Here is a 23,075-nt window from a genome sequence, read left to right on the forward strand (position 1 = left end):
TACGCGGCTTATAACCGGTATGGCGGCGAGAAGTCCATATGCGTTTACCCGTTCAACGGACACGAGGGCGGCGGCACTCAGCAGGCTGTGGAGAAGCTGGCGTTCGTGGCGAACCGGTGGCCCCTGTAAGCAGGGCGCTCGCCGGGTGTCGCCAGCAGGAAGGCGTTTTCATGTCAACTGCCCCTCGCTGCGCGCCTATGAGCTGGGTTCAACACACCGCCCGGTTCTTGCTCGGCGGCGCGTTGCTGCTGGCAGGCACGGGTCACCTCACCACCCTGCGTCAGGCCTTCCGGGCGCAGGTACCGACCTGGCTTCCTCTTGACCCAGACGTCGTGGTGGTCGTCTCGGGGGTGGTCGAACTCGCTCTCGGTGCGGCGCTGATCGCGCTGCCTCGGTACCGCCTCACTGTCGGCGTGGTGGTTGCCGCCTTCTTTGTCGCGGTGTTCCCAGGGAATATTTCGCAGTACTTGACCCATACGGATGCCTTTGGCCTCAACACCGATGCGTCCCGGTTGGTTCGTCTGTTCTTTCAACCGCTGTTGGTGGCTTGGGCGCTGTGGTCGACCGGGGCATGGGCGGCCTGGCGGGCAAGCCGCCGGGGACACCGTGCTGTGGGGGAAGGCGTGCAGCGCTGAGACGCACCGCACGGTCAATTTGCGTCGTTTCGGGCCGAAGCGGTTTGAGTCAGCTTAAGGAACTTCGGTCCTCAACCTCCGTCCGGTTCTTCCTCAAGAAGGGGCCGCACCGGGAGCAGCGAATGGTCCTCGGAACGGTCCGGATCGCTCTCCTGGAAGATGTCCAGACACCGGTAATGCTGCCCAGCGTTCTCCAAGATGTCCCCCGGTTGCGGCAGTTCTTCCCAGAACGGCCACGCCAGCTTTGTCGCCAAGCCTTCCTGATCGAGTGTGGCGGGCCGCTCCGACCGACACCGCTGGTAGAACTGAGCGCGCTCGCTGGCTTGGATGACGGCCCGCTTGACCCGCAGACTGACCCGGCCGGATTTCGGTGGCAGCTTCACCGGCTGTCCGCTCAGGACCGCCAACTCGAGTGTCGCAATCAAGCCCAGGTCACGTTCGCTGGCATCTTGCAACGCCGCCAGCGGCAACAGGAGTTCGCGGAGCGCGTGCATCGTGCCACTGTACGCCGGAGCGGCGGGCGGCCGCGAGGTTGTGCAGGGTGATGTTATTGCACCGGGCCGTGGAGATTACCTGCTGGTGGTCAACGTCAGCCAAGCTCGGGATCTCTCGGATCGCTGCCCCGTAACTGCGGCGCTGGTCGGTGTGAATGACCTCAGGCAGGTCCCGCGCCTCGGTCGACGATCACGCGATCTTCGCAGAGCGTAAGCATCAGAAGTGCATCCGGCACGTGATTCGCAACATCGAGGAAGCGGTGGTGCTTCAGGAAGGTCGTCTTGGGCAGGGCAGGGCATCGTGTACGCCGCCCGGCTGCTCCAGGGCCTCCAGGACCGTTCAAGAGGTGTGACAAAGGATTTGAGGGAGCAGTCCTCCTCCTCTCAATTCTAGTCAAAGCACTTCTTTCGTGTGTCAAGGTTCTCAATTCGCCTGGGCATGGTCAACACCGCTTGCCGATCCGGACCCCTCGGCCTGACCCGCTTGAGTCGCGCGGCCGTCAAAAAAAAGGGCATCAAAAGCAAAAGATTTCACCCGCTGCACGGGTGGCGGGGACGCAGCAGTGCAAGCACTGACTCCAATACCTGGCTCGCCGGCCCGAAAGGATTCCCTTGGCCATCCTGTAACCCCATTCTTACGCCCAGCATTGCCACCCTCTTCAGGCCACCCAAGCTGGGTGGCCTCGCCATTTTTGAGGAGTTCACCATGACCATACCCAAGCATAAAGAGAGCCAGACCAGCAAGAGCAGTGACGATCCTCTCCACAAATTCGCCCGATCCAGCTGTTGCCCTGTCCGCGGGCTCTGGGACGCTGAGGCCTGGCGACTCACTGGGCAGGCCGAACTGGCCGTCATCTCGGGTGGGCAACTGCCCACGCTGGAGGACAGTGCAGGCAAAGGCCTGATTGGTCGGTGGGCGCAATGAAACTGACCCTCAATCGTGCCCAGCAACGCGTCCTCGGTCTGGTCGGTACGCCCTCGCCGTCCGATGCTGAGGTGCTGCCCGTTGCCCATTGGACTCTCAGCCCGGACGCCCTGCAGGCGTTCCGTGCCTGGCTCCTGGTGCCTGGTCACTTGCAAGGTGGACCGCTCTTCGGGATCCGGCAGGAGGAGACCCTCGACATCCGCTTTGTGGCCCGCAATGGGTATCCGGTTCAGCCCTCGGCCTGCGATCCGCTGAGTTTCGATGGGTCGTATCTGCTGGGTTGGAACGATGCCCTGACGGCGCAGTCTGAAGGCAGCTGCGACTGGGTGGGGCAGTGGCTGATGTACCCTGACCGTCAGCTCCCGGACCTGATGACCGATCTCGCCTGGGTGGGGCGGGCGCAAGAGATGGGCCTGGTGGATGATCTTCACATCATGGTGATGCTGGGCTGGGTGGAAGGGCAGCTCACTGCGCGTTGCTACGCCTACGACCATGATCTCGGCCAGGCCCGGCCGATTCCGGAGAGTGAAGCGTGAATCCCACTGAACCGGACCTGCTGCCGGGCTTTGGGCGGGCGCTGCTGACGGCGGCGCGGCTCACGGCGCAACGCGCCGAACCGGCGGTGTGGACCGGTCATCCGGCCCGCAGCTTGATGATCATGGCGGCGACGCTCTGTCACTTCAGGCTCCGGATGGTGCTGGACCCCGATGCCAAACCCATGAAGATGCCAATCGCCCAGATTGCGAATCAACTGGCGCAGTATCAGGAGGGCGACGGCACGGCTGCGATGCTCCGGGACATCAGTCTGGCCCTGGCCTGCGTTCCCGATGAGCTGGGAGACGCTGATGGGTATCTCCTGTCGCTGACCGTCCAGTTCAAGCGCACCAGTTGGCTGCCCTTGATGCCGATGTTGCCGTCCAGCATCCGGGATTCGAAGCCGCTGAACCAGCGTGACACCCACTGGCTGACCTTCCTGCGACTGGCCGGTCAGGTGGAGCGGCAGGGAGACTTGCGTCTGGCAGTCCAGGACAGACCCGATGTTTTGGGTCTGGGTCAGATGCTGTGGACCCGGATGATTTGGGGAACGCAACGCAATCATCAGCACCACCGCCCGCTGCTGGATCAACAGCGGGCTAGTCTGGCCGGACAGGAGGCCCGCTGGGCTGAGCAGGTGCGCGCTCACCTGACGACGATCTTCCGATTGCAGCGCCAGCCAGACAGCGCGCAGTCGCTGAGCACCCATATCGCGCTGCTGGCACTCCTCGAGCAGTACAGCGAGGCTCAAGAATGAGGGAGGCGGCGTTGCCTGAACTGGTGTTCAGGCACTGAAAAGTACAGGAAACCTAAACTCCAGGTTCCCTGTGTGAACCTGGCGAATGAGGAGAAGTTTGGAAAAGTTGATTCGGAACGTAAAATGCAACCAGGACCCCGAACGAAGGCACAAGCTGTTTGAACCCTGTATGTTAGGCGTGGATTTTCCCTGGTTTCGCTCCGCTTCTAAGCGGAAGAAGTACCGGAGGCTCAGCAACAGGCAGACGGGCAAGATTGACCTAGCCCACCGGCCTTACGACCCCACAACACCAGGAGTGGCAAACGGCCCCAAGGCACCGCTCAGGACCTCAGCGTGAGCGGTGCGCTCGCCAATGTGCAGACGCGCCCACCCGCCAGCATGACCGTCGTGAAACCACCTGGGAGCCTCGTCACGCCCCCGGCAAGCGCTCCCCTGATCCCGATGCCTCTGCCCTCCAGAACCGCTCAGATTGGGGCCAGTTTCAGGTCGTTCGGAACAGCTCAGCGTCCCCGGACCCCCCTGCTGCTTCACCTGCCGAGCCCCCAGCATTCGCCCGCACCACTGAGCTGCGCTCGGCACATCAGGGCTAAAATCGAGGAAATCGTGATGGACGAGGGGCAGAATCTCACGTTTAAAATTGACGGCCCGTTCCTGGAGTCGCGGATGATTCAGGATTTCGACCCGAAATACACTGGCAATATCATCGGGTGTCTCCGTGGAAGTGAACGGCGCAGCATCAATGGCGATGACGAAGAAGACAGCTTGGTGAACAAGAGCACCGTTCGCTTCGTGCGGACCATCATGGGTGTGATTGAGCCGCCGCGGCTCTCGTCATTGCCACCATACACGGCCTGATCCTTGACGATGCTTTCTACACCCCGCCTGCCATTCCTGGTTGAGTATCAACGAGGAAACCGCTGCACTCGTCAAGCGTTCTCGTACATCTTTCGACACCGCCATCGAAGCTCACGGCAAGGGCAAATACTTGGTCCATGGTTGGTCTCGATCACGTCATTGTAGACATGCTCAACAGACACACGTCTCGCCCGACGTCAAGATCAGGAACTGGCCTGAACTCAACTCGCTGCTGAGCTGAAAAAATGCATGAAAAACAGCTTCAAACCCGGTCAAACAGGTCCGATTTTTCGATGCAGAATGACTTGAAAAATCAGGCAGCGAGAGGGCGATAACAGCAACTCCCCACCCCATACAGCCTTCTGATGAGGAGAGCAACTGCCAACATATACACCTAAGAAGCAGGCTGGCGAAGGAGTGTTTCGAGGCTGAAAACTCAACGGTTGCGTAGACTTGGAACAACGCCTCACTCGAGTTCACATGGGATTTTGGACGGCTAGTACAGGTGTCATTTCGACTGACCAGTCCCCAAAATTTCGTGCTCCTCACCGACGCCTGCACCCGCTGGACCAGTGCACAGCAGCTCGCGTCTCGGTACCTGATCATGAGCAACACCAACACGCTCGGCACCACCCAGGAACGGCTGAACAGTAGCCTCGACAACCTCAAGGAACTCGCGCGACTTCGGCGTGAAGCGCTGAACGCCAGGGCCGCTCCAGAACCGAAGAAAAACCCACCGAAACCCAACCGGAACCGGCGTAAGCAGAGCAAACCGGTGAGCACAAACGGCGCGCAGAAGAAGGCCGTCGCGCCCGCTGAGAAACCGACACCCGGAGCCGCAGCTCCGACTACCAGCACGCCCGAGAAATCTGCCCTGCCGCCTGCGCCCAATCCAGTGCTGTTCACCGCGCAGGACCGACCCACGAACGCTGAAGACAGCCGCCCCATCTGAAGCACATTCCCGGGCAGGTGTGACACCTGGTGATCGGGTGTTGCACCTGCCCGAACAGGAGTTACATGTCCATCTCACCACCACCGCGAATCAACCAGGGCTCCACTCAGCGGGTTGTCCTCACACCCACCGAAACAAAAGCACTCAGCGCCCTCTACAACATCCAGGAAGCCTGGACGCACGATGAGGCGGTGGCTGCCTTCGGAGACCGGCTTTGCCCTTGATCAGCGTGTCCTCGGCACAATGGACACGCTGATGGGGACTATGTACGTCGTCCTCGCGCATGGCCGTCTCGCCACGTTCCACCCGCCAGCGATGCCGAGAGCCTACAAGTTCAACTCACCAAGGCGTATGTCCGGCTCAGCCTGGCACAATTGGGGTGGCGGGTTATGACGGACACCGAGCCTTCCCGGCAGCTCAAACAGTACGACAAGGACGGACCGATGCTGCATGTCAAAACGGACTTTGGCGAGTGCTTGCTGACCGGGCTCATGCGCGGCGGCGGGTACTCCAGACAGTCGCTGGAGTCACTAACCACCCGTTTTAAGAGCACGGCTTTGTTCCGTGATTTCTATATCGTGGTGCTGACGCCCAGTCCGACGCGCAGGAGAAAATACGCAGAAACGCAAAAGTCGTTCTTGAAACTTGCCACGGTCCTGCCGAAAAGCCTGGTCAATGGGGAGGCGGCCACACGAGTCAAAGTCGTGCCGGCGAGGCCCAATTTCGAAGCGGATGATCGCCCGTATTACGCGGGCACGGCCCATCTTGAAGACCCGCTCTTTCAAGCGCTCCCTGACATCACCAAAACGATTTTATCGCTGAGCCGAACGGAACGAATCGGTGAGGCGCGGCGGGCACTGGGGTGCGACGCGGCGATGAGCAGCGCGCAGCTCAAACGGTACTTCGGCTTGGGTGTCAGTGACCTTGAAGGCGCGTCCTATGTGAACACCATCATCCGACCAGTAAAAGACACCATGGCAAACGAGATCACGACGACTTTCCTGACCTCAACACGCCAGATCGCCAACGGCGATGACGCTTCACTCGCTCACCGCTGCGGCGCAGCGCAGGTGCGTTACATGCTGGGGGTGGACAGTGATCCTGAGGTGTGGCAAGCCGAGACGCGCGGACGCCTGAGTTACGAAAATCCAGATGCTGTGTACCTGTCTCCACAGGGCCAGCGGATTGCCATCGAATTTGACACGGGTCACTACAGCGCGAAGGACATCAGGCGCAAGCTCGATGCCTTTCAGGACCGCGGATTTGCCAAGCCGATCTGGGCCGTGACAACCAAAGTGAGGCAGCGTAACCTCAGTCGCAAGATCGGCACACGGTTGACGCGCGAAGTGATGTTGGCAAGCTGGTGGGAGTGAACAGCGCGCATCGAATTCTGCGCTCTGAAATCGTTCTTGCGACCAAAATCGTATGGTTCAACGACGCCAAACCACCTGGAAAAACGCCAACTTACACACCGAAGAATCACGTTCCCTCAAACAAGAAAGTGGCTGAAAGTCAGCAATACGTCTGTCTTTGTGATGCTTAGGTGAGAGGAAGTGAAGCGACACCCAGGCGGGTTTTGAGTCCTGGAAACTGTATTTAGGCGGGTTTCTCGGGAACGCCACACCGACAGTAGACGAGTTTACGGCCCTGGTAGCTGTATCTGAGCGGGTTTCTCGGGGACGTCACACCGACACCCAGGCGGATTGTAGAGCGGAACCCGCTAGTCTACAGTGAGGACTTCCCCCGTTCCCCTTCCTTTTCCTCCGTCGCCTTGGCTCTGGCTCCTGGGGGTGGTTGATGAGAGCGGGCGGGGGCGTTGCTTTGCCTGGTGGTTGACCGGTGGAAGGCGCAACGGCGAACAGCTTTCACCCGCTGGGGGAACGCGGGACATCCGGGGGGCATGATTACGCACATCAAGCCGGCCATCGACTGCGACACCTCCTTCTACGTCGGATCCAGAATCGGGAATGACGAGAAGGGCGAAACGCTGACCACAAGTTTCATCCTGGGTCTGAGTCTGGACGGCGATCACGTGAGGCTACTGGGGCCGGGCCGCTCGGACCTGGACGAGGGCAAGCTGGCCTGGGCGAGTAACGTCGCGCGTCAGGTGGCGCGGGAGCTGCGAGAGGACCGGCAGGTGCTGGTGTTGCGTGGGTGCGTGACGTGGAGCGGTGAGGCGGCGACCCTGGAGGTCAAGCGTGCGGACGTGCATGTCTGCCCGGCGCGAGTGTCGGGCGTGGAGAGAGCGGTGCGGAATGCGCCGACGAAACTGGCCGCCCGGATGCAGGCGTTGGCGGAGACGGCGTGGCGTCGCTGGGCTGCGCAGACCGGTGCGGCATGCGGACTGCCGGACGTGGTGAAGGTGACGGTGCCGGCCGTACCTGAAGCGCAGGTGCAAGTGGAGCTTGACGATGACGGTCTGCTGATGCCGGAGGACTGGACGCTGAACGTGGCGTAACGCGCTGGGGACTTGGAGCGGAGACGAAGCACGACCGGGCGTCTCCGCTTTTGTTGTGGCACGCGGCGCGTGGACAAAGCAGACCAGCCCCACCCGGCGTCTTGTCAATGCGGAGGGCAGAACACCAGCGAAGAAGGGATCATCACCGCTGGGTGGAACGCGGCGGATGCGGGGGCGAAGAAGTGAAGTGGTGCGTCTCGGGCGGGAAGAGGAGAAGCAATGGGAAGCATGCAGTTGAACAGCGAGGCGGATGCGACGTTTGTCGCGCGGCGACTCGGGCGGGCGATGGTGGGGTTGGCGAGCGCGGCGGAAGCGGAGTTGTACTTCGAGTTGAACGCGGCCTTCCAGGCGGGGTGTACCCGGACGTGGGGGCGGGCGTTGGCGCGGCGCATCTTCAGCCACATGCGCCGGCGGTGAAGCAGGCGAAGCGGGGACGGGAGAGGGCATGCGGTCTCCGCTTTTTTTGTGGCGCTGCACAAGACTGCTCACCACCCAGATAGCGGGGTGGGCCGGGGAAAGCATGCTTGGATTCACGTACACCCGCGGGGTCTGCCCCGCCACGTTCGTCGCCCTGTATGCCGTGCCGCATCCCCATAAGGAACAGCACTGGCTGATGTGTGGGTGCGACGTCCTGGGCGTGTCGGAAGAGCTTGTCGGTGAAGCGGCGCAGCTGCAGGCGAAGTTCGAGTCGCTCACGGACCAGGTGACGCCGTTCTTCATCGCCCAGACCCAACCCTGGATCGGCTCGGTGGCGCATCCGGATTGGACGCGCGAGCCCAGCCGGGTCCGCGGTCACCGCATCGGGGACCAGCTCAAGGGCCGGTTGCTGCGGCTGGGCATCGAGGATGTGGTCGGCGGTGAGTACGTCTGGACGGCCGCCAACCAACTGGCGCGGACGCTGAGAGAGCGTCTGGAGTCCAGTGAAGGCCGACTCGGTATGGCGCAGCGCTTCAATGACCTGACGCTGCTGAGTTACAAATACGTCACCGAAACCCGCGCGCTGTAAATGATCTTCAGGGAGAAGGGCCGCTGAGCCGTTCTCCCTTTTTTCGTGGGCCCGGCGTGCGGCCACTGGCAGTTCCCGACAGCACGCTTCGCTTGTGCCCACCACCCTCACCATCCGGGCCGGATGGTCGACAGGGAGACATGACTCTCTTGAAGACGTTGTTGGAGCGGAAGCGGGTGGCGGCAGTGACGCACGTGTGGGTGGCGCAGGGCTTCGCTCAGGGGCATGATGCGTTTTCGTTTCGTCCGGAGATTCAGCGCGACTGGCTGATTTGGAATCTTGGTGGCGTCAGGACAGTGGGTGAAGCGGTGGGGATCATGGCCGAAGAGATCCGGAGAGTGGAGCGGATGATGGCGAGGGCCGAGGCGTACTTCCTGGGCGGCGTGTGCCGATCGGGGGAAGCGTGGGACGCGGCGGCACAGGCGCAGCAGCTTGACTTTGAATGCAGCGTGCTCGGCAGTGACTGCGCGGTGTTCACGCAGATGCGTAATGAACTGAGGGCACTGAAGATGGGGGGCTGAGCGGTTCGCGCGGCGGCGTGCGCCAGGAGATTCCCAGCGCACTGCTCAGCAATGATTCACGCCCCAAGAGGACGAGATGACAGCAGCGCAGCACACCAGGCAGATCAGCCCCTCACAATGCGGACCATCGGCAAACATCACAGCGGTTCACCGGGCCGCAGAAGCGACACCGTTGACGTGCGACCGGCGATTGGAGATGGCCTACAACCTGCGGATGAATTCGAACGTCATCCAACGACTTCAAGTTGAGCTGGCTGAAGCGCAGCAGCGCCGAGAGGCTTGTTCACTCGCCGTGCTTCGCCTTGTGTTGTGCAGCTCCAACCGCAAATGACTGTCACCGCTCGGAAGTGCGGGCGGATGCCCGGGGCGCATGAAGATCGCCGTGAGCCTGGGGATGGGTCAGGACGACTGCGAGAACATGATCGGGCAACTGCGTCGCCCCACCTGTCCGCGCTGGGACTGTGGAGTCGACTGCTGAGCGCGATCATCAACGCTGCGTCCGGCAGGAAGTTGATTTGAAGACCCGGGGCACTCACCGCCTAGAAGGCGGAGGGTAGGCGGGCAGACACGTCACCCACAGCCGCCGAAGTCGTGCGATGCACGTCCCCCGTGCAACTGGCCGAGGTGATCATGCAGGGCCCGCCCTGTTCACCTCCGTCTCGGCCATCGGAGAGGTGGTGCGGTTTTACGCCGCCAATGCCCGGTGCGAGATCAACGCCGGTCCGGAGCCCCGAGGAGTGGAGTGAATTCGTCCGCCTCACCCACCAGGCCTGAGGGCCAAGAAGAGGCACCACCCCCATGGCTAGGTCAGAGCCCTGTCCCCTGACAGACAACGTGCGCGTCAAGAGACCGCACATGAACGAGGTTAAGTACCTGTGAACCGCGTATGCGCCTGGCATGGGAACACCCCGGCGGCCTTGCGGATCGATGACGTCCGTACTGCTGGATTCTCGGCGAGAAGCAGAGCGCGGTCTCGGTTGTTCGAGAGCGGCGTCACCCTGCTCGGCATGCGGATGTGCGGTGAGGACAACCGGGGCTGGACCAGACCGCCTCTTCGTTGAGGCGAAGTCCGGGGATGACACGGCCACGCTCCCAATGCGAAACTACTGAATGGAGCAACCCCAGGGCATGCAGGGCAACCAGGGATCCTGCCGCACCTCATCGCCCCTGACCGGGTCGGGTAAGCAGGAGGACGGCTGTAGAGCAAATCGGCGGGTGCGGCGGTACTGGCGGTGCAGGCAAACGAAGTTCGATGACGCGTCGCGCGGCTGGTCTGGTCTGGCGGCGACTGACTGGCGCGCAACTCGCTGTGCTGGACGCGACGTAGGAACGGGCGCACGTGGAGGATCAACCCCACGGGGAAGCGCAGACAGGGCCGTGTGGGAATAGGGCGTTGAGCGGCTTGGCGTGCACCTCAGCTCACCGAATTGGATCGACGTGTAAATCGCCTGGCATATGCGATGCTCGGCGAGCGGGTGCGTGGTCAGGTTCCGGACGAGGTGGTGACGCGGGTGAGATTGATCTGGGAAGCTGGTACCGGAACTGAGAAAATGACGCGAGTCTCGGTTTGGGTTGAGCCCAACGTTCATCGATCCCTACCGCGCTGAGATCTGCGGGGACTTCCTGGCCTATTGGAGATGGGGCACGGTTGAGGTTGGGCCGTAAACGGCTCAGAATGGCCGCTCTGGGGTCCAGTGGCTTCGGAGATGGAGGGTGGGGTCTTACTCTGGTAGGCCCCTTCTTGACCCTTGCAGGAGCCAGAGCGTGTGGATCAGGGGTAAGCCAGGACATTGGGTGAGAGAGGGGCGATCGATACGGCGGGAAGCTGGAGCTGTGGAATTGGCACGGTGGGTGAGGGTGAAACGAGTTGAATGGTGAGTTTAGAAATCTGGGTGATGCTAAAGCACTTCATCAGAATATATAATTTAGAGTAATTCGCGTAAGCCACCCCCTCAGCCAGCTGACGCACAACACAACCAACTTAATGCCTGGTCATACTAGCTTTAGCACCGACATAACCACAGGCGCAGCACATCCCTGGATGAACGGGCCATGGCAGGAGTTGAGTGCAGGAACAGTTCAGGGAGGACATCCTACCGGTCCATGGGTGCCCGCTGAAGACTGAGGACACCAAAATTGATTCTGCTGCCGAGGTCAGATGACCACCGAGTCACCAGCACCTGACCTCCGGTGAGTAATAGACATCCTCAGCGAACATCATTTTACCCAGGTGCTTAGCAAGGCTGTGAAGCAGACTCTTCCTGCTAACCTCCCTGCTCGCCAATGCAAATGCTCCGGCAGCAAAGCCGCTAAGAGATGAGGGAAAGCAAAAAAGAGATATATATTCTTGTGTTGATTCGGCACCAGGGACGGCATGAGCAGCAGCGGGGTTGGTTGCGTGTATGTGTACGCATACCCCACAGCTAAGCTCGAGGAACCCCTCGCTGAACTGAGACTGGTCGCGGCATCGTCCTCAATCAGCGAACTCTTCCACCAGTCTGAAGCTCTTTCGCATGCACCTGATCACCTTGCTCGAACGCGCCGGTGCCCGTGCCTAGTCTGCTCGATCTTGAGGGCGGCCTCTACAGCGTCTTCTGGCTGGATGGCGAGCGATTTCCCGACCCTCTCGCTATGCCTGATGACGATAGGAGCGTTCGGGAACCCTGGAAGGCGATTGAGCGCATACAACATGCGTCACAGAGCTTCACGAGATGAGGCCCTGTTGTTTAGCCAAATGGGGTGAGAGGTCGCACTTTCTTGAATTTCCTGAGCATTCGGGGGTACCGATGGTGCCAGTACCGCCAGTAATAAAGATCTTCATGGAAGCCTCCTTAGGTTGAGAGGTTCGTTGCTCAACCACCAGAGGGAGAATACGGCCCGATCTTCAGACAATCTATGCGTTAAAATCTAGTACATGTTCGCTTTCGTCTGGAGAATTCATGGATCCACTGTCTGATGTCCTCAGCAGAATGCGGCCCAGCAGCCCGCTGGCGCGGCTAGCGACAGACCATGGCAACTGGTGTGTGCAGTTCCAGCCGCACGGCTATATCAAGTGCTACGCCGTGCTCAGTGGGACCTGCTGGATCGCTGTGGAGGATGGGGAGCCGGTTGCGCTCATGGCGGGCGACTGCGTGCTGCTCCCCGGTCAGCGTGGCTTCCGGCTTGGCAGCGACCTGACCCTGCCCGCCGTCCCGCAGGAAGTCTACCTTCAGCAGAAGACGTCACGTGTGCTGGACGCGCGGAAAGGCGACATGGCTGACGCGGACGCCAATGAGGTTACCTTCATCGGGAGCGCTTTCACGCTGCCCGGCCCGCAGGCAGCGCTGCTGCTGGAAGCGCTGCCCCCACTGATTCATCTGGAGCAGGTGACGGGAGAAGAATCACTGCGCTGGTCACTGGAGCGCATGGAACAGGAACTGCGTGAGGAGCAGCCCGGAGCTCGCCTCATGGCTGAGCACCTCGCGCAGGTCTTTCTGATCCAGGCCCTCCGCATACACTTGGACCGCGTGGGCACAGGGCAGGTCGGCTGGCTGTTCGCTTTGACCGATCCCCAGCTCAGCGGTGTCCTTGGAGCCATGCACACCGCCCCGGCTTACCCCTGGACGGTTCAGGGACTGGCGGAGCGGGCGGGGCTTCCCCGTTCAACCTTCGCAGCACTCTTCAGCGCAGGCGTAGGGCTGACCCCACTCGCGTATCTGACGAGGTGGCGCATGCTGCTGGCGGCTGACCGGCTCATCGGCGGCGAGGAAAGCGTGGCTGACATCGCCCTGTCGGTGGGATATGAGTCCGAGGCGGCCTTCAGCACGGCCTTCAAGCGGGTGATGGGCCGCCCGCCTCGGCGGTATGGTCGGCAGGGTCATCAGGCAGCGGCGGACTGAGCAGCAGCAGCAAGTCGCCTGGCGTCGAACGCACGCGTGCGGTGGTGAGGAGCACCAGAAAGGTCAGGCCAGCGGCCGCCCACGCCGGATGCAGGGGGGACGTCAGCACAGTCATGAATTGCCCCGCTGAGCGCCTGATCTCTCGTGGACCTGAGTCTTGTCAGATGAAGTATCCAGGTGTGTGGCCACGATCTCATGAGCGATCCCATTTTCAGGCAGAACACTAGCGGGTTGTCTTTGTTCAGTCATGAGGAGGGCTCTTGTTAAAGTTTAAGTCATGCGTTGGGGCCAAGGAGGGAAATCGGCGCGGAGGTGCATGGTTCAGCAGCGCACTCAATCTGGGGCAGCGAATGCTACAGCGACCCGTTCAAGGACCTGATCGGACAGTGGCGATCCTCTGGCGGCGCGGGAAACCAGCAGCGCACCGATCAGTGTACAGGCGGTGACCAGACCGTCACGTCCAGGCTGATCGAGCCATTCCCCGAGGTCGGTGACGCCGTCCGTGAGCAGGTCGCGGGTTTCCGCATTGCCCGTACGGGCGACGTCCTGAATCAACCCGGCGGTTGGACACCCATTTCCAGGTCGGTCCCGGTGGGATGCGGAGAGATAGTTCTGGACAAACTGGCGCTGTGCGGCAGCGTGGTCGGCGGCGCTGGCATCGAGGTTCGTGAGCCGGGCGGTCATACCGTCGTAGGCGTACCGGGCCGCTTCCGGCAGCAGGGCCTCCTTGGATTCGAACTGGCGGTAGAAGCCGCCGTGGGTGAGGCCAACGGCGGCCATAATGTCCTGCACACTGACATGATCGACGCCGCGCTCGCGGAACAATTTGGCGGCGGCCTGAATGGTGAGTTCCCGGTTCTGGGCGGCCTGGGCTCTGGAAACTCTGGACATCGTTCCTCCTACAAGAAATCGGTGACGCGAATCGTCTTCGCAGGACGGTCCGCTTGACATCTCTTAGATTAGCAGACTAATCTATTTTAGATAAGGCGTATCATCTATAACGGTGGAAAGGGCATACAGATCCTGAAGTCTTCAAGGAGCACCTATGGTGATGCTCTACCGAGTGGTCATCAACCCTTTGCCAGCGCCAGGAGCCATGATTGAGCGGGGGACGCTCCAACCGCAGCGGCTGATCGGGCGGCGAATAGGCTTGGAGGACGCCCCAGATGCTCTGGTGGAAATGGACCGCTTCCTCGACACGGGCGTGACGGTGGTGGACCGCTTCGGGCGCAGCTGAAGTGAGGACCGAGGGTGCGGGCGCTGCCGGGCAGACGCGGGGTTGCCTGCCGCAGCGTTGAGGTTGGGCACCGCTGGCTCCATCAACTCCTCCCAATAGAAAAGCCTCCACGTAAGCAAGGGCTTTGTTTTAGTTTTGACTCAAGGTCCTAAATGTCAGTCGGGATGTTCCATCAACGCAGTTCCACTTTTCGACATCGGCACCCGGCTCAATCCAACGACGTGAATATCATGTTCCTATATGAAGTCATCCGGTAAGCTGCCATATGCTCTCCAGGCGCTCAACCAGCGCATTCCACCCTTTCGATCTCATTCAGGACATTCTGTGTCTCGTTGACGCAGATGGACGCTTTACCTTCATAAACACCTTTGCTCAAACTCGATTGAATATAAAAGAGGAGGACTTCCTCGGAAAAACATACGAAGAAGTCCGGCCGTCCAATGTCTCCCCAGAGGTCTTAGACGCGTTTTATCAAGCGTTACGCGCTCAAGAACGGACGGAATTCATTACCTTCAATGCAAGCTCTTCAGTTCGCCTGCACGTTGTCTTATCTCCCCACCATGGCGGGCTGGTCATCCATGTTCGTCCTTTACTGAACACCACCCCCACCTACACTGATCTGAGCCGCGACATCCTCACGGGATGCCTGACTCGGGAAGCCCTAAAACGCCTCCAGCCAAGTTTGGGCCTCCCTCAAGTGCTGGCCGTCATTGACCTCAACCGGCTGAAAGCCGTCAATACCCTACGGGGCCACAGGGCAAGCTCAAGCCGGGCGCGCAGTACGGGCGCAAAGCGGACGGCGCGGTCGTCGAGCTGCTGCGGACCGAGCGGGTCAAGAACAAGTCTGGCGACGGCGAGAAGTGGGTGCTCAGCGACAGCAGCCTGGTGGGTGCGCTGGACCTGGTACTGAAGTTCGAGTTCGTGGGGCGTCCGGCCCAAGCCAGCGACTGAGAATCCCTCTCTAGGGGTCAAAAGTGGCAAGGAAGATAGGGAATTCTCTCCCAGAGCTACTTTTCGGCTTGCTGAGTACGGTACGCAGGGCATCGAGGCCACGTCTAAAGAGGCTTTTGGGTGGGTCGCCGTGTCGGAGGCAGCGTGACGGGTCACGCTGCTCCTCGAACTCGCCCACCAGGCAACACCACACAAAGGCGAGAGCAATCACGGCCAGGAGGGTCGAGACCCGGGCGGGCTGGGTGAGGTAGGTGCGCTCCAGGAAAAAGCCTCTGGACTTTAGAGCCTGGTGCATATTCTCTGCAGTCCAGCGCAAGGCGTAGCGTTTCAGCGCTGGTCCCGCATGGCCCTGATCGGCCAGGAAGAGAGTCTGACCGTGGAGATTCTTGCAGGCAAGAAAGCGCAGGGTGACGCCGTAGACGTAGACGGACTTGTACCAGACGCGTACCTCACCCGACCTGAGTTTCTTGAACCTCACCCATACGGGCGAACCCTCCACCACACTGTCGGCCCGGAGACGGATGACTGGGGAGATGTTCAGGCGGCGCAGGGCGACAAACCAATCCCTCCCGATAAATTCCCGGTCGGCGGCCAGCAACACTTTCCGGCCTTGAAGGAAAGGCATGACCCGCTCGACCAGGGCAATGCGGGTCGCCATGTTGCTGTTGCCGCTCTGCGGCAACACGGTCCAGACCAGCGGAAAGCTGAAGGTCTGCCAGCGGACACTGACCAGGAGGATGTTGATGTCCGCAGAGCCCAGTTTCCAGTTGGTTCGGTCGAGGATGAGCAGCAGTTGCTGCTCATTTTGAAGATGGGCCAGGACGAACCGAGCAACAAAGAGATCTGGAAGGGTAAATTGCGCGAAGCGTTTCAGACGCGGGTAGACCGTGTCATCCGAACCCGGCAGATCGATGATCTGGACGAGTTGGTACAGGACGACGCTGCGAGCTTGAATGACGGCCAGGATCAGGGCGCTCAGGACGGTCAGCCGACGAGGATCCAAAGGGAAATGCTGGGCGAGCAGGGCACAGAGACTAAACTGAGGCGGTCGGCTCTGGGTGTTCTTCATGACAGAAAACACCGTACAGGAGCCGACTTCTCATCCCCTCATCCTACTTTTGACCCCTAGAGAGTGAGAATCCATACCATGAATTGTGTTCACCATCGAGCAGATCAATGAACTTCATTCTCGTCTCGGCAAAGCGTCCACATTCTCTGAGTACGTTCGCTCCCTTCGTGCTATCGGCGTCAAGAGATACAACTCGTACTTGATAGATGGCCACTCAGAGTACCTCGGGGAAGGCGGTTACAAAATCACCTCCCCACCTGTTCACGAAAGTTTTCCCGTCTCTGATCTATCTAGCAAACAGGATTTTCTAAGTCATTTAGAACTTCATTCAAGAGGGAAGACAACTTACCTTGAGATGTCAAAGGGGCTGGCGGAAGCTGGGATTGAAGAGTGGACCGTAGACACCGATAAAATGACCATGACTTATTACGATAAATCAAATGTCGAAATGCTTTCCGAGCAGATCGAATAGTGGTTGAAGAGTTATTCTTCCCTGATCTGCCTTCAAAAGCTCAAGTCCGGCGACGGCGAGAAGTGATTGCTGGGTGCTTAGCGACGGCAGCCTGGTCGGAGCGCTAGACCTGGTGGCCAAATTCGAGTTTGTCGGTCGGGCCGAGCATGCGGCTGGGCATTCACAATGAACTTACGCGAGTTGGGGCGGCTCAGGCAGGGTCCATGCTGCGAGGCGCTTCAGGAGCGTGGACGAGCACGGGGTCGTGCTCGACGTTTTGCTGCAATACCACCGAGAGACCGAAGCGGCAAGAACGTTCTTCGCTCGCCTGCTCGGCGAATTCCACGTCCCGGAGACGATCTGGACCGACAAGCTGGCCAGTGATGGAGCCGCCATCCGAGAACTTCCGGCACTCCAGGCGGTCGACCATCAGCAGGTCATCAGGGCGGCCCGCTGCAACAACATCATTGAGCAGCGGGCAAGCCCCATATGGGAGGAGTGGCGTCCTCATGGGCGTCCGTTCACGACGAGGGTACCGTTCTGCCCAAGACAATCCCACCGTCCCACACGACAACAAGAGCGTGGTCAACTCGGTTTCAGGAAGATCAAGCGAACCCAGGAATTCCTGAATCTCCACGCCTGGGTCTCCAACCTTCACCGCTACACCCGAACGACGGTTCCCGCCCAGATCAGAAGAAGCGGGCAGGCGTCTTCATGGGCGTCCGTTCTGCCCAAGAAGTAACCAACCTCAGGCATTTCAGATGTGGCGGGAGGTTGGCGCAGGGGTGGCCTGAACTTCAGGCCACCCCTGCTGTTCGTCTGCCAGCCGCAGGATGAACCTGACAGCACCGTTTGAGACACTGGTTACCCCTTTTTCATCTCCAGGAGCGGCTCGAAGTGAAGTTGTACTCTACTGAGCGTCATGGCCTTCTTCTCACGGCACGCTTTGAAGCGTGCTGCGCAGAGAAAACGTCAATCAGTTCGTTGCTTCAACCGTTGGTGGTCGCTCTGCTGTGAAGCCCAACAGCACGCTGGGATCAATCTTCAGCAATCGACAGAAGGCGATGACTTCGAAGTCGTAGACACTTCGCAGGCCACGTTCGATCTTGCTCAGCGTGGCGGCGGAGAGCTCGAGTCCCGACTGCTGCTCCAGTAGCGCGCTGAGTTCCTCGAGGGACCAAGGCGGGGTTTGCGCCAGGCGGGCCGTTCGCAGGCGCGGGCCAATCACATTCAAGCCCTGGCCTTGTCGGCCGAGGGCTTGAGCTTTTCGGCCTGGGTAGATCCGGTCTGGTTTCTGCGCGCGTCCTGGCACCCGCCCACGCTAGGGGAGATGGTCCGAATGACATATTCTACATTAGAATTGTTCTATTTTAGAAAATTAGGATCGAGCAGTTTGTGTGAAGGCGGCGATCGACAGACCAATACCGATTCTTCGACAGGCTAGGGCAGCGTACAGAGGAAGACATCATGGCTAAACCACGGCTGAATCCTGAAGCACAACAAGCACTCGACCACCTGCTGGAGGGAGAATTTGATTACTTCGGTCTGATCAGCAGCCAGCGCACGCTCTCCGCTCCGGTGCTCGGCTGGAGTTACCAGCGGACCCACGGACGCTCGCAGCGCACCGTCAGCTGCCACTCTCTGAAGGTGGTACCCCACGCGGACGACGCAGCGGTCATGCGCACCGCCGTTTACCTGTACGCCCAGCGTCCAGTCGAGCAGACGTACGGTTTGCTGGAAGTCTCTGTAGACGCGTTTTTCCAGCAGTTGGCAGTCCTATTTCCGGCAGTGAAGCTCACAGACGCGCAGCTCATCGAGGCCCTTGGCCGTCTGTTCCACGCATATCTCGAAGTCACCTACGTCATGGGAGAGGACAAAAGCACGCGGACCACAACCAGCCGCCACTTTAAGCTGTTCAGTACTCTGATGAGCTTCAGGGTTCAGGACTCCAACTCCGATCGCTTTGAGTCGGTCGTCTTCATGGTGACCATGCCTGCCCTGCAGCTTTATCTCGCAGGCAGCTACGAGCCGTTGTTCTGAGTGGGAATTTCCCCGGTTCAGGGTGCTCTTCAAGACCGGGCACCACGAGCACGGAGTGGTGTGCCTTAGCGGACTTGGTCTTCAGTTTGACCGGGCTGCAATGGCTGGCAGGGGCCGAAGGTACTCGAAAAGCGACCCTGGGCGTTTCTGCCGAATCGTCAGCAGCAGGTCTGGCCCCCGCTTCTCGCACCGGAGCAGGTGCTCAATATGGGCGTGCGGCTGTTGACTGGGCAGCATCAGCAGGTTGCCCTGGGAGTTGCCGCGGCAGTTGCCGTCGCGGTGGTGCACGATATCTCCGGATGAGAGGGGACGGCCCAGCATCTTGGCAGCCAACTGGCGGTGCAGCAGCTGGCAAGCTGTGTTCGGGTCGCGCTATCGGGGGAGTCAAAAACCGAACTTCAGGAGGGCTGTGTTGCCGCAGCGGTCAACGTTCAGCGAGGTGCGGCCTGGTACGCAGGAATCACACCGGAAGTGTGTGTTTAGCCCAGATGTCTCCAAAGTTTCTGGGACGCATACGTCACGCAGGATGTCAGCGACCAGATGCGCGGGAGCTGTCGTGAGCGCCAGCCGTCGTCCGTACCTAGAAGTCATCCAGAAAATCAGGACAGGGTGACATCGATGCTGTATCAGAGGGGGTTATCGACAAATCGTTTAACCCAAAGACTACCAAGGGTTCAACCTCCGCCCAGCGCGGCTTGAAGGAAAGTCAAGGGAATTTCTGGATGATCTCTAGCCTCAGCCGCTGATCACAAACCTGAGCCCGTACAGGAGATCATGATCCGGGTTCGGTCCCGATGCTGACACTTTTCAGAGGAACCGCCTAGCCTTCAATGAAAAAAATCATATCGATTATCTCGGCCTTTGAATATTGACGACCGGTGTATTTACCAGTCAAGAAGTCGAGAGTGTAGATTAGCCAGGACGCTGTCGAGAAAACCGTAAATACGCTCGGTGGCCTGAACGTGCTGGTGAACAATGCCGCCGAGCAGCATCCGCAGGACAGGATCACAGATATCGGGTCCGAGCAACTGGAGAAAACCTTTCGCACGAACATTTTCGGGATGTTCTACCTGACGCAGGCCGCCATGCCCCATCTGAAAAAAGGTGACTGTATCGTGAACACCACCAGCATCACGGCGTACAAGGGCAGCCCGCAACTGCTGGACTACTCCTCTACCAAGGGAGCCATCGTGAGCTTCACTCGCAGCCTTTCGCAGAATCTGGCCGAGCAGGGCATCCGCGTGAATGCCGTCGCGCCGGGACCGATCTGGACCCCCCTGATTCCGAGCACGTTCGACCAGCAGCGCGTGAGCGAACATGGTCAGGACACGCCATTGGGTCGTCTGGGTCATCCTGCCGAGGTCGCGCCCTCCTTCGTGTTTCTGGCTTCAGAGGACAGCAGCTATATCAGTGGGCAGGTGTTACACCCCAACGGTGGCGACATTGTCAATGGCTGATGCTGGGTGGGATCTCAGCACGGCTCTCCCTCCCACTCGCGCCTGATCCGCAGCGGCAGTCTCTCGCTTGCCTGAAGGACTATCGGCACAACATGGCTGCTGCCCCCGTATTCTCCTCCGAAGACTTGAAGTAACAGTCAAGTTCACCTTTCACAAGATGAACGCTCTTTCAAAAGGGCAGCAGTGCTGTAAGCCCGAGGCGCCAGATCAGCAGAGTTGACGTGGTCAGGTGGAGGGCCAGACCGATGACCGACTGGCCTTCCTTGCCCGCCGCACTGGCATGGTACGCGCGGGCCACGACGTTCGACACGTCCACCGCCAGGAACACGGGCGGGGTCATGCTGTGTGCAGCGCCCGCCACGCCGCGAAGGTCACGGGGAAGAGTGGCTCGGCGATGGCCCCCATGGCACGTGCGAAGAGCGGCGTCTCAGGCGGGGTCAGAACACCCGGTGCCGAACTCAGGCCGCCAATGGGTTGTCCCGGACGGGACAACTTTTCAGTGGAGCCTGGAGGTCAGGGTGCATGACGCCCTGACAGCAGATCACGTCTTTTGAGGGCCCGCGCGTTTCTGCTCGAGACTTGATCCGTTCGGTCAAGCGAAGCGGATCAAGACAAGGAAGAAGGCGACCCGAAGGCCGCCTGATTTCCTAAATATACCGGAGTATTCACGGGTTGTCAAATTCATGCACCGGGTTCAAAAAATGGCTGCTTTGAACAGCGCTCGGGTTCGAACTCCCCCTACTTGCAGGCGATGCCGTCTCCATCACCGTCGAGCTTGCTACGGTAGCCCGGCCGACTGCGCTGAACAGTTTTCCAGGCTCGGGATTGATCGACCCGCCCCGGAAGCGCGGCCAGTGCTGAAACGGGCCGCCGCCCTCGGGCAGCGTCAGCCTGTAGCGTTGCTGGCAAGGCGTTGGCTTCTAGGAAATTTATAAGCTGCAGGCGGTTGGACTGCCTGCACCACCCAGTTCCAGGGAGTGAAGGCTTCGTTGCTACCGAGAAACACGATGGTTCCCCTGACACAAAGGCATCGCCTCTACATCGAGTTTGGCAACCACTTTACGCAACGGCGCGACCTGCACTGAGACACTGGTGGGAACGTTGCATAAACAAGCGTTTGCTCACCAACCGGAAGCCGAAAGTCGCTTCTCTCTGAAACACAACCGGCAAACAGTCTTACGGCGGTTCGAGAGGGCAAATTTCTTAAGAATCTGAACTGTGAGCTGAGTTCGACGGGATGTTGGGCACGCGTCAGACTGTTTGACATGTCTGCCTCCACGTTTCGATTTGACAACACGTATGCGCGGGACCTCCAGGGCTTTTACGCGCCTTGGGAGCCGGCTTCCGTTCCTTCACCGAGCTTGCTGTTCTTCAATCAGGAACTGGCCCTCGAACTGGGGCTGGATTCCGAAGTGCTGGACGGGCCTGAGGGTGCCGCGATCTTTGCCGGCAACCAGGTTCCTGAGGGGGCTGAACCGCTCGCACAGGCCTATGCGGGCCACCAGTTCGGCGGGTTCTCACCTCAATTGGGCGATGGGCGCGCCCTGCTGTTGGGTGAGGTCATCGATCGGCTCGGACAACACCGCGACCTCATGCTCAAGGGCTCAGGCCGCACCCCCTTCTCGAGAGGAGGCGACGGCAAGGCGACCGTTGGCCCCATGTTGCGTGAGGTTCTGATTGGCGAAGCCATGCATGCGCTCGGGATTCCAACCACGCGTGCCCTCGCCGTGGCGGGCACGGGCGAGCCCGTATACCGCCAGCAGCCGCTGCCCGGTGCCGTGCTGACCCGCGTGGCGGCGAGCCATCTGCGTGTGGGTACCTTTGAGTTCTTCGCCGCTCGCAAAGACACGAACCGGGTCCGACAACTCGCCGACTACGCTCTTGCCCGGCATGACCCAGACCTCGTCGAGACAACGGACCAGTACCTGACCCTGCTCCGACACGTGGCTCAGCGGCAAGCGGCTCTCATTGCACAATGGATGAATGTGGGATTCATTCATGGCGTGATGAACACCGACAATATGACGATTTCTGGTGAGACGATCGACTACGGCCCATGTGCCTTCATGGAGGCGTACGACCCTGAGGCGGTGTTCAGTTCGATTGACCATGGTGGGCGCTACGCCTACGGCAACCAGCCGCTGATTGCGCGTTGGAACATTGCACGTCTGGCTGAAACCTTACTGCCCCTCATCGCCAAAGGTGAGAGCGAGTACGCCGTAGCGAAAGCGGTTGACCAAGCGACAGAGGTGATTGACGCCTTCCCCGAGTGGTATGCCGCCGCACTTTTAAGAGGGCAGAAAGAGAAGCTGGGCCTGCAAAGTGGTGACGATAAGCTGGACCGGGCGCTCGCGGCGGACTGGTTGACGCTCTTACACGAACACGCAGTGGACTTCACCCTGGGCTGGCGCCGGCTTGCCGATGCAGCGGGCGGCGACGAGATGCCGCTACGCTCCCTTTTTCCTCACCTGCAGGCACCCGACGCCTGGCTCGCCCGCTGGCGATCGCGTGTCGAGAGCGAACGCGGGCATGCCCTGGGAGAGAGTGAATGGGCCGAGCGCATGCGCCGCGTCAACCCGGCGGTCATCCCACGCAACCACCGCGTTGAGGAAGCATTGTCAGCGGCTTCTGAAAGAGAAGATCTTGCTCCCTTCAGGCGCCTGCTGAATGCGATTCGGCGGCCTTACGACGAGACGCAGGATCAGGCCGAATACACCGAACCGGCCGGCGCGGAGGTAACGGCCTGCTACCGCACGTTCTGCGGCACCTGACGGTGAGAGCAGCGTAGGTTACTGATGTGTCAGGTTTGGGGCTCAGACCTGGCCCACGTGGTATCGATCTACCGTGAAAACAAC

General features: G+C 60.2%; 26 protein-coding genes and 3 pseudogenes. 20 read left to right on the top strand and 9 right to left on the bottom strand.

Annotated elements, in window-relative coordinates:
- Both GUI70_RS25250 and GUI70_RS15010 read left to right on the top strand, forming a co-directional pair.
- A partial coding sequence (locus GUI70_RS25250) for an acetylxylan esterase (protein ID WP_161883137.1) occupies positions 1–129 on the top strand: 129 nt, incomplete at its 5' end.
- Positions 130–170: 41 nt separating this feature from the next.
- A complete protein-coding gene (locus GUI70_RS15010) occupies positions 171–635 on the top strand; it encodes a DoxX-related protein (RefSeq protein ID WP_202630493.1) in 465 nt (154 codons plus the stop codon).
- A gap of 71 nt (positions 636–706) precedes the next feature.
- On the opposite strand, the gene GUI70_RS15015 is transcribed toward GUI70_RS15010, so the two are convergent.
- Both GUI70_RS15015 and GUI70_RS24400 read right to left on the bottom strand, forming a co-directional pair.
- A complete protein-coding gene (locus tag GUI70_RS15015) occupies positions 707–1,129 on the bottom strand; it encodes a hypothetical protein (protein WP_161883138.1) in 423 nt (140 codons plus the stop codon).
- Between the two features lie 49 nt (positions 1,130–1,178).
- Positions 1,179–1,301 (bottom strand): annotated as a pseudogene (locus GUI70_RS24400) (IS6 family transposase); the annotation flags it as partial.
- 534 nt (positions 1,302–1,835) lie between these two features.
- On the opposite strand from GUI70_RS24400, the gene GUI70_RS15020 reads away from it, so the two are divergent.
- From GUI70_RS15020 to GUI70_RS15055, 8 genes are all read left to right on the top strand, one after another.
- The gene (locus GUI70_RS15020) at positions 1,836–2,054 is read left to right on the top strand and encodes a hypothetical protein (RefSeq protein ID WP_161883139.1); all 219 of its coding nucleotides are present in this window, start codon (positions 1,836–1,838) and stop codon (positions 2,052–2,054) included.
- Positions 2,051–2,590: a hypothetical protein gene (locus tag GUI70_RS15025; protein WP_161883140.1), complete on the top strand. Its 540-nt coding sequence runs from the start codon at positions 2,051–2,053 to the stop codon at positions 2,588–2,590. Before GUI70_RS15020 ends, GUI70_RS15025 begins: the two co-directional genes overlap by 4 nt.
- Positions 2,587–3,345, top strand: coding sequence for a hypothetical protein (locus GUI70_RS15030; protein WP_161883141.1), 759 nt, complete (start codon positions 2,587–2,589; stop codon positions 3,343–3,345). Before GUI70_RS15025 ends, GUI70_RS15030 begins: the two co-directional genes overlap by 4 nt.
- A gap of 333 nt (positions 3,346–3,678) precedes the next feature.
- Complete coding sequence (locus tag GUI70_RS15035) at positions 3,679–4,200, top strand: hypothetical protein (RefSeq protein ID WP_161883142.1); 522 nt, start codon at positions 3,679–3,681, stop codon at positions 4,198–4,200.
- Positions 4,201–4,738: 538 nt separating this feature from the next.
- Positions 4,739–5,152 (top strand): hypothetical protein, encoded by a 414-nt coding sequence (locus GUI70_RS15040; protein WP_161883143.1) that lies wholly within the window; start codon positions 4,739–4,741, stop codon positions 5,150–5,152.
- 65 nt (positions 5,153–5,217) lie between these two features.
- Positions 5,218–5,376 carry a hypothetical protein gene (locus GUI70_RS15045; protein ID WP_161883144.1) on the top strand — a complete coding sequence of 53 codons (159 nt, stop codon included), beginning with the start codon at positions 5,218–5,220 and terminating at the stop codon, positions 5,374–5,376.
- A gap of 165 nt (positions 5,377–5,541) precedes the next feature.
- Positions 5,542–6,525 (top strand): hypothetical protein, encoded by a 984-nt coding sequence (locus tag GUI70_RS15050; RefSeq protein WP_161883145.1) that lies wholly within the window; start codon positions 5,542–5,544, stop codon positions 6,523–6,525.
- Between the two features lie 527 nt (positions 6,526–7,052).
- Entirely contained in the window at positions 7,053–7,610 is a 558-nt protein-coding gene (locus tag GUI70_RS15055) for a hypothetical protein (protein ID WP_161883146.1), read from the top strand.
- A 104-nt stretch (positions 7,611–7,714) separates the two neighbouring features.
- On the opposite strand, the gene GUI70_RS15060 is transcribed toward GUI70_RS15055, so the two are convergent.
- Entirely contained in the window at positions 7,715–8,002 is a 288-nt protein-coding gene (locus GUI70_RS15060; protein ID WP_161883147.1) for a hypothetical protein, read from the bottom strand.
- A gap of 128 nt (positions 8,003–8,130) precedes the next feature.
- On the opposite strand from GUI70_RS15060, the gene GUI70_RS15065 reads away from it, so the two are divergent.
- The 3 genes from GUI70_RS15065 to GUI70_RS15075 all read left to right on the top strand — a co-directional run bounded on the left by GUI70_RS15065 (position 8,131) and on the right by GUI70_RS15075 (position 13,015).
- Positions 8,131–8,616 carry a hypothetical protein gene (locus GUI70_RS15065; protein ID WP_161883148.1) on the top strand — a complete coding sequence of 162 codons (486 nt, stop codon included), beginning with the start codon at positions 8,131–8,133 and terminating at the stop codon, positions 8,614–8,616.
- A 140-nt stretch (positions 8,617–8,756) separates the two neighbouring features.
- Complete coding sequence (locus tag GUI70_RS15070; RefSeq protein WP_161883149.1) at positions 8,757–9,137, top strand: hypothetical protein; 381 nt, start codon at positions 8,757–8,759, stop codon at positions 9,135–9,137.
- A 2,939-nt stretch (positions 9,138–12,076) separates the two neighbouring features.
- On the top strand, positions 12,077–13,015 hold the full coding sequence (locus GUI70_RS15075) for an AraC family transcriptional regulator (RefSeq protein ID WP_161883150.1): 939 nt from the start codon (positions 12,077–12,079) through the stop codon (positions 13,013–13,015).
- Between the two features lie 333 nt (positions 13,016–13,348).
- Here the strand turns inward: GUI70_RS15075 and GUI70_RS15080 are convergent, their stop codons facing one another.
- Complete coding sequence (locus tag GUI70_RS15080) at positions 13,349–13,906, bottom strand: TetR/AcrR family transcriptional regulator (protein WP_161883151.1); 558 nt, start codon at positions 13,904–13,906, stop codon at positions 13,349–13,351.
- Between the two features lie 154 nt (positions 13,907–14,060).
- Here GUI70_RS15080 and GUI70_RS15085 point away from each other — a divergent pair, with 154 nt between their 5' ends.
- Positions 14,061–14,252 (top strand): hypothetical protein, encoded by a 192-nt coding sequence (locus GUI70_RS15085; protein WP_202630494.1) that lies wholly within the window; start codon positions 14,061–14,063, stop codon positions 14,250–14,252.
- 265 nt (positions 14,253–14,517) lie between these two features.
- Positions 14,518–14,790, top strand: a pseudogene (locus GUI70_RS25255) (PAS domain-containing protein); the annotation flags it as partial.
- A gap of 155 nt (positions 14,791–14,945) precedes the next feature.
- Here GUI70_RS25255 and GUI70_RS24405 read toward each other — a convergent pair.
- Together GUI70_RS24405 and GUI70_RS15095 are read right to left on the bottom strand one after the other, a co-directional pair.
- Positions 14,946–15,191 carry a hypothetical protein gene (locus tag GUI70_RS24405; RefSeq protein ID WP_237724956.1) on the bottom strand — a complete coding sequence of 82 codons (246 nt, stop codon included), beginning with the start codon at positions 15,189–15,191 and terminating at the stop codon, positions 14,946–14,948.
- A 22-nt stretch (positions 15,192–15,213) separates the two neighbouring features.
- Positions 15,214–16,272 (bottom strand): IS4 family transposase, encoded by a 1,059-nt coding sequence (locus GUI70_RS15095; RefSeq protein WP_161883153.1) that lies wholly within the window; start codon positions 16,270–16,272, stop codon positions 15,214–15,216.
- Positions 16,273–16,357: 85 nt separating this feature from the next.
- Here GUI70_RS15095 and GUI70_RS15100 point away from each other — a divergent pair, with 85 nt between their 5' ends.
- Together GUI70_RS15100 and GUI70_RS15105 are read left to right on the top strand one after the other, a co-directional pair.
- Positions 16,358–16,744, top strand: a complete 387-nt coding sequence (locus tag GUI70_RS15100) for a DUF1398 domain-containing protein (protein ID WP_161883154.1) — start codon at positions 16,358–16,360, stop codon at positions 16,742–16,744.
- 217 nt (positions 16,745–16,961) lie between these two features.
- Positions 16,962–17,465 (top strand): annotated as a pseudogene (locus GUI70_RS15105) (DDE-type integrase/transposase/recombinase); the annotation flags it as partial.
- A gap of 234 nt (positions 17,466–17,699) precedes the next feature.
- On the opposite strand, the gene GUI70_RS15110 reads toward GUI70_RS15105, so the two are convergent.
- Positions 17,700–17,957 (bottom strand): helix-turn-helix domain-containing protein, encoded by a 258-nt coding sequence (locus GUI70_RS15110; RefSeq protein ID WP_161883156.1) that lies wholly within the window; start codon positions 17,955–17,957, stop codon positions 17,700–17,702.
- A gap of 233 nt (positions 17,958–18,190) precedes the next feature.
- On the opposite strand from GUI70_RS15110, the gene GUI70_RS15115 reads away from it, so the two are divergent.
- Together GUI70_RS15115 and GUI70_RS15120 are read left to right on the top strand one after the other, a co-directional pair.
- Positions 18,191–18,763 (top strand): hypothetical protein, encoded by a 573-nt coding sequence (locus tag GUI70_RS15115; protein ID WP_161883157.1) that lies wholly within the window; start codon positions 18,191–18,193, stop codon positions 18,761–18,763.
- 911 nt (positions 18,764–19,674) lie between these two features.
- Positions 19,675–20,220, top strand: coding sequence for an SDR family oxidoreductase (locus tag GUI70_RS15120; RefSeq protein ID WP_272952884.1), 546 nt, complete (start codon positions 19,675–19,677; stop codon positions 20,218–20,220).
- A gap of 169 nt (positions 20,221–20,389) precedes the next feature.
- Here GUI70_RS15120 and GUI70_RS15125 read toward each other — a convergent pair whose 3' ends face one another.
- Together GUI70_RS15125 and GUI70_RS25260 are read right to left on the bottom strand one after the other, a co-directional pair.
- Entirely contained in the window at positions 20,390–20,560 is a 171-nt protein-coding gene (locus GUI70_RS15125; protein ID WP_161883158.1) for a hypothetical protein, read from the bottom strand.
- A 398-nt stretch (positions 20,561–20,958) separates the two neighbouring features.
- The gene (locus tag GUI70_RS25260; RefSeq protein WP_368733635.1) at positions 20,959–21,243 is read right to left on the bottom strand and encodes an excalibur calcium-binding domain-containing protein; all 285 of its coding nucleotides are present in this window, start codon (positions 21,241–21,243) and stop codon (positions 20,959–20,961) included.
- 242 nt (positions 21,244–21,485) lie between these two features.
- Here GUI70_RS25260 and GUI70_RS15135 point away from each other — a divergent pair, with 242 nt between their 5' ends.
- Positions 21,486–22,991, top strand: coding sequence for a protein adenylyltransferase SelO (locus tag GUI70_RS15135; RefSeq protein WP_161883160.1), 1,506 nt, complete (start codon positions 21,486–21,488; stop codon positions 22,989–22,991).
- Positions 22,992–23,075: the final 84 nt, after the last annotated feature.

It is taken from the genome of Deinococcus alpinitundrae (assembly GCF_009982895.1).
Lineage (GTDB): Bacteria > Deinococcota > Deinococci > Deinococcales > Deinococcaceae > Deinococcus > Deinococcus alpinitundrae.

Excerpts from the sequence above, each read along its gene's own strand:
- GUI70_RS15015 (WP_161883138.1), bottom strand. The coding sequence starts at position 1,129 with ATGCACGCGCTCCGCGAACTCCTGTTGCCGCTGGCGGCGTTGCAAGAT.
- GUI70_RS15060 (WP_161883147.1), bottom strand. The coding sequence starts at position 8,002 with ATGCGCCGCGCCAACGCCCGCCCCCACGTCCGGGTACACCCCGCCTGG.
- GUI70_RS15025 (WP_161883140.1), top strand. The coding sequence starts at position 2,051 with ATGAAACTGACCCTCAATCGTGCCCAGCAACGCGTCCTCGGTCTGGTC.
- GUI70_RS15095 (WP_161883153.1), bottom strand. The coding sequence starts at position 16,272 with ATGAAGAACACCCAGAGCCGACCGCCTCAGTTTAGTCTCTGTGCCCTG.
- GUI70_RS15075 (WP_161883150.1), top strand. The coding sequence starts at position 12,077 with ATGGATCCACTGTCTGATGTCCTCAGCAGAATGCGGCCCAGCAGCCCG.
- GUI70_RS15135 (WP_161883160.1), top strand. The coding sequence starts at position 21,486 with ATGTCTGCCTCCACGTTTCGATTTGACAACACGTATGCGCGGGACCTC.
- GUI70_RS15080 (WP_161883151.1), bottom strand. The coding sequence starts at position 13,906 with ATGTCCAGAGTTTCCAGAGCCCAGGCCGCCCAGAACCGGGAACTCACC.
- GUI70_RS15070 (WP_161883149.1), top strand. The coding sequence starts at position 8,757 with ATGACTCTCTTGAAGACGTTGTTGGAGCGGAAGCGGGTGGCGGCAGTG.
- GUI70_RS15055 (WP_161883146.1), top strand. The coding sequence starts at position 7,053 with ATGATTACGCACATCAAGCCGGCCATCGACTGCGACACCTCCTTCTAC.
- GUI70_RS15085 (WP_202630494.1), top strand. The coding sequence starts at position 14,061 with ATGGTGATGCTCTACCGAGTGGTCATCAACCCTTTGCCAGCGCCAGGA.
- GUI70_RS15125 (WP_161883158.1), bottom strand. The coding sequence starts at position 20,560 with ATGACCCCGCCCGTGTTCCTGGCGGTGGACGTGTCGAACGTCGTGGCC.
- GUI70_RS15020 (WP_161883139.1), top strand. The coding sequence starts at position 1,836 with ATGACCATACCCAAGCATAAAGAGAGCCAGACCAGCAAGAGCAGTGAC.
- GUI70_RS15045 (WP_161883144.1), top strand. The coding sequence starts at position 5,218 with ATGTCCATCTCACCACCACCGCGAATCAACCAGGGCTCCACTCAGCGG.
- GUI70_RS15115 (WP_161883157.1), top strand. The coding sequence starts at position 18,191 with ATGGCTAAACCACGGCTGAATCCTGAAGCACAACAAGCACTCGACCAC.
- GUI70_RS15050 (WP_161883145.1), top strand. The coding sequence starts at position 5,542 with ATGACGGACACCGAGCCTTCCCGGCAGCTCAAACAGTACGACAAGGAC.
- GUI70_RS15065 (WP_161883148.1), top strand. The coding sequence starts at position 8,131 with ATGCTTGGATTCACGTACACCCGCGGGGTCTGCCCCGCCACGTTCGTC.
- GUI70_RS15010 (WP_202630493.1), top strand. The coding sequence starts at position 171 with ATGTCAACTGCCCCTCGCTGCGCGCCTATGAGCTGGGTTCAACACACC.